This is a genomic window from Shewanella marisflavi, assembly GCF_023283925.1.
GTDB classification, from domain to species: domain Bacteria; phylum Pseudomonadota; class Gammaproteobacteria; order Enterobacterales; family Shewanellaceae; genus Shewanella; species Shewanella marisflavi.
Window position 1 is genome coordinate 1 of record NZ_JAKIKX010000019.1, and the last position, 5,169, is coordinate 5,169.

Below are 5,169 nucleotides of genomic sequence, written 5' to 3' on the forward strand. Positions count from 1 at the left end.
AGCTGACGGCCTTATTAACGTCTTCATTGGTGCTTTGATTGGCAATGGCTGAGACTACGGGCGCGTCATTGACGCTGTTGACGGTCAGCACAAAACTGCGACTGGTGGTCGCGGTGCCATCAGATACGTTAACGGTTACGGTACTGGTACCGTACTGGTTTGCCGCAGGCTTGAGGGTCAGGGTTCGACTGCCACCACTGCCACCGAGGATCACATTGGCGGTCGGCAATAGCGTGGTGTTTGAGCTGCTGCGAGAGATCGTTAGAGAGGTCGCCGCCGTTTCCACATCACTGATGGTAAAGCTGACACCTTTATCTACATCTTCATTGGTGCTTTGATTGGCAATGGCTGAGACGACAGGGACGTCGTTGACGCTATTCACTGTGACCTTAAATGAACGGCTGCCAACTTTAACCCCATCTGATGCCGTTAAAGTTATCGTTGCCGAGCCATATTTATTTGCAACAGGGGTAAAGCTTACGGTTCTATTACTACCACTACCGCCAAGAGTAATGCGGCTAGTTGGTAAGAGTGTACTATTTGAAGTCGAGCGAGAAACAGATAATGAACTTGCAGAAGTCTCAACATCACCAACAGTAAATGATACTGTCTGAGTTGAAGCGTCCTCATTGATAGTTTTATTACTGATGTAGCTTATTGTCGGTGTATCGTTCACACAGTTAATAGTGACGTTTACGTTTAGTTTCTCGACCGTGATCTGGCTCCCCCCCCATTCACCATCTGGGGGAGGCATATTTGCTACAGTTGTAATTACAAAACTATCACTGCCACAGTAATTGCTATTTGGGTTATACACGACTCTATTGATATCTCGTCGAATATATGCATTGCCGTGTAGCGGTGTAGATGCAGTCGTATCATCATCAGACCAGGTTACGCCGTAATTTGGAGGAAAAATAGATAAAGATCCATCTTCAGTCATTGTTTGATTTGTCGTTTTCGTAACAGTCGTTACGCTATTAGCGTCAAAACTAAGTGCCATAAAACTTAGCAACAAAACAAGGCTAAAAATCCCTTTCACTTTAACTTCCTCAAATCAAAATGCAAACACAGAAAAAACAAAAACCCAACAAAATCGACACATACTAATGCAGAAAAAAGCAACATGCAAACGACTAAGTCACTTTTTGTGCACATTGCTCACACCCTAAATTTTAGCGGTCACTAATTAACTTTGATGCAAAACAAGAAAGACCTCATTAAATAAATACGATGTAACTGTTACTATAAGCGTTCATTATGCTAATAATGCGAGAAGAGGTAATTAGCCTGACTACTAACTTTTAATAGAAACTAACATACAGAAATCGAATACTTACGCACATGCTTTAACGATTTCAGCAGTTAACGACTAGAAATAGTAATTCGAATGCAGTTACGCATGCAAAGATGCATAAACAGTCATAATGCTGATAAAGTAATAAGTACTATACAGTTTGTTTATGATTTTTAAATTCAATTCGTATTCTTATATAAGGTGGTATTTTTGAAATTACCAATAATCACTAAAGCAAAGGATGGTTGGGGTTTTCACTTTGAAGCAACAGAAGAATAGGCAAGAAAAATACTGATTGGTAGCATTGGTGTCGGATCGAACTCGATGGAGAGAGAGAAGTAATCACATTAGCCCCTGGTTGCATTGGGCACTTTAAAAAGCAAGGAGACGGGGGAACATATGAAAGCTTGGTTACGTCCCATGTAAAATCCCAAATAAGAAAAATGCTAGCAGAAGGCGCCTGGGACGAAGAATAAACTAACAGCCTGTTTAAGAATAATTCGTAACACTTGGCATTTTTGCGATCCGTTGTGTTTAAGGTTGTGTGCAGAAGCTTCGGTACCTAACTCACGATAGCAGCTATATCCTTAACACTATTTTAGCCAAGTACGTAAATGCTAGCTGTACTCTCTTCGATACGCATTTCAGTGATAATAGTGAAGTGAAGTGAAGTGAAGTGAAGTGAAGTGAAGTGAAACGATACGTACTGTATCGAACGAGCATTGTTATACGTGAATGCTTGGAATAGCTGATAATTGTGCTATCTACAGAACTCTAACTCACTCATTTAATTTTGACTATTTATGCACCTTCATATACATGACTGCAATTTAACGGCTATTCGCAGTCAATTGCTCTTGAAACAGCTCAAATATGCACGTAAACACGCGAAGTTTACATGTTAATAGTTATTAAAATGCAAAAAGGGATGTGTGAGTCTTAAGCATTCTTAAATTAGCTTGGACTAATGATATTTTCAGGGATTAGTTAATCTCTGTGAGATATATAATATAGAATTGAACATCCGATACATATAAGTCCAACGATAGCCAAAACTAGACTAGGTTCTACATGTTCCATGTTAACCCTCAACAATCCTTGTCAATGTACGATATAGTGTAGCAACAATCATCGATTGATGACGCATTGATTTTTCCATGAAATGCTTATGATTGCTCATTCCATAGTTCCTTAAAGGAACGAGCGTTGTGGTAGAGTATCGTGTTCAGCAAGTACTTGACTGAAATCTAGATGAATTTACCGTTTTTGATTTCCTGCTCTCTGACGCACCAGGCTAGGTTTATTGCGTCAAGAACTCTCCTATCAGACTGATGTTCTCTTTCAGCCTTATCGACCATCAAGTCCAAAGTATTCATGCTCTTGCTTCGTCTAAACTTTATAACCCAATCCCTTGAGGCTTCATCTATTTGTTCATAATTAAAGATTTTCATCATAACCTTAAAAGATTGCTCTTAACCTTAGTTAATACGGCCAAACTTTCACAGTGTTTGCCCGCCACAATAGAACCACTACATCCGCAGGCTTACCTAGTCGCTTTACATTTTCGCCATTCAAATCAATCATACATAGCACTACACTCGGTTTTTCAGTATTTAAGCCAGGTTATAGTTATTAACATGCATAAATACTCAGTTCGTGATTCGTTTCAGTTTTCCAACTCTCTTTTGGACAAAAATGAGGTCAAACTTTAGATACATTTCAACAACTTATGATTAATTAATGTATGGGTAACGCCGCACTTTGCGGCCATTTTGTAGCGTTAGCGGAAAAGCAGCCCTGCAACAGAGCTTTGTTACGATTTTAGCCATGTGTAGAATTCTTCTGGCATTTCATCTTCTACTGCCTCAATGGTTTTAATATCCACGGTGGAATTGCAGCCCATCAAAGGCACTTCAATAATTTCCTCTTGGTTTGACCACCCCATTTTCAGATACCGGACTTGGTCTTCATCATAGGCTATTCCATTCACTCGTCCATGCCCGTATAGTTTCATGGTTTTACCAAACTGCTCTCTCTTCTTTAGGACTACAAGATCGCCTTTGCATATGCTGTTGAAGCGTTCTACCTGATGTTCACTCTCGTGATTAGTGGCGCTGGTGGTAATTGCACAGACTGCTGATCACAACTGACACTTTCTACTGGTGAACACTGCTTACTCTGCTGGTCAAACATTCCAAATAAAGCGCAACAAAAAGCCCCAAAATATGGGGCTGATTAAGAAGCAGGAAATCATTAGCTATTTAAGTCTGATTTGTCATTCCTATTCTTAAACGGTGGGTACCTATATTATTTTTCTATAAAATAAATACAATCAGGCTTATTGTGTGGATCGAGCATCATTTCATCAAAGTAATCATCTTTAAAATAACAATTCCAAGGGTGAACTCCATGAAAAGCACTTAAAAACTTTCGAATAATAGCAGAGCCTTCTATTTCGGCCCCAATATAACCATTACTTTTTAAGGAGTCAAAATCAAAATAGTCGTTTGCTTCTAATGGCTCAACTTTCTTTAAAACCTCCCAAACCCCTTCTTTTAATAGATCTGGGGTTGTGAATTGAAGCGAGATAACTTTGTTTTCAGTTACATCATCGACATTAAAGTCCTCTTTACTAGCGAGATATATGTTGTAAAAACCACACAAGACGCTATTTAATGCATCTGGTGTAACTTCTATTACCGTACCAACTCCGTAGCCTGCATCGTTTTCAAGAGGGACTAAAAATACATCACCCACATCAAACTTTACTTTTTTTCTTGCCATAATTTGCACACTCTTTAAGTTACAACTTATCCATTTTTCTGAGTTTTAAACTGTGTCACTCTTACAACACCTTTAACGCTTTTATTTCCACCAGAAGCAGCTTTATCACCACTAGCTCTTTTGGGCTCAGGAATCCCCATTTTAGGTCTACGAGCAGGACCTACTGGATCCTTTTTATTTTGAACTGCATCAGAATCTTTAGCCCTCATTCCAGCAGTTTTATCCTGTATTTTATTGTGTTCAGCAGCGTCTAACGCATCGCCTGGCTCAGCTCTATCAACAATTTTATATTTGTGTTCAACCCCAAGTTTTTTGTCGTGCTCTTTTTTACGCTTCTCAAAGCGCTCAGGGGACTTACACTGGCCAATGTAACATTCACCAGTATTGGGATTGGTTCTTTCATATACTATACCTGTTTTTGAATTACTATCTGCCCCTATATCAGATGCCTTATCACTTTTAACACTATTATTGGCACCATTTTTCTTTCGTGGCTTTGCATTCGAGGCTTTAGCTAAGCCAACCCCAAGAACAGCGCTGGAAATTGAGCCAGTAGTTGCGTAGTTACTCTGTAATTGACTACCGACATCAACTCCAGAAGCAAATTCACCTGTACAAAATGAACAGCTATCAGCAGAGGAAAGTAATTCAACCTGTCCACTCGATAAATTAGCTGAAGCTCCAAAAGTGACACCATTGATGTAATCCGCCGCATACCCAGTTGGATCCGTCCCCGCCAGCGGGTTATTCATAATATACGAATACGGATTAACACTTTGAGTAGATGTCGGAGACTGAATAAACGGGTCCACTGACATAAAGCGGCCCATATTGTAATCGTACACCCGACCGTTCATATGAATTAATCGGAAGAAATTATTATTTTAAAGAGCATAAAAAAGGCCCGAATGTACGAGCCTTTACATAATAACCATTGAAGAACCTGTGTTAAGCTGCCTGCTGTTGCAAGCCAGCAATATGTAGTGGCATAGTGAATTTGGCCACCTGAATAGACGAAGTGATAGACTCACTTCCAGAAAAAAGGTGGTAGAAATGAAGAACACAAGACCGACATTCAGTGCAGAGTT

Annotated in this window: 3 protein-coding genes and 1 pseudogene; all 4 read right to left on the reverse strand. The window is 39.7% G+C overall.

The window, feature by feature from the left end; all coding sequences use genetic code 11:
- The coding region (locus L2712_RS18960) for an Ig-like domain-containing protein (protein ID WP_248978691.1) at positions 1–754 on the reverse strand (754 nt) is incomplete at its 3' end.
- A 2,356-nt stretch (positions 755–3,110) separates the two neighbouring features.
- Complete coding sequence (locus L2712_RS18965; RefSeq protein WP_248978692.1) at positions 3,111–3,311, reverse strand: hypothetical protein; 201 nt, start codon at positions 3,309–3,311, stop codon at positions 3,111–3,113.
- A gap of 293 nt (positions 3,312–3,604) precedes the next feature.
- Positions 3,605–4,081 (reverse strand): Imm26 family immunity protein, encoded by a 477-nt coding sequence (locus tag L2712_RS18970; RefSeq protein ID WP_248978693.1) that lies wholly within the window; start codon positions 4,079–4,081, stop codon positions 3,605–3,607.
- Between the two features lie 707 nt (positions 4,082–4,788).
- Positions 4,789–4,950, reverse strand: a pseudogene (locus L2712_RS19180) (RHS repeat-associated core domain-containing protein); the annotation flags it as partial.
- Between the last annotated feature and the right edge of the window lie 219 nt (positions 4,951–5,169).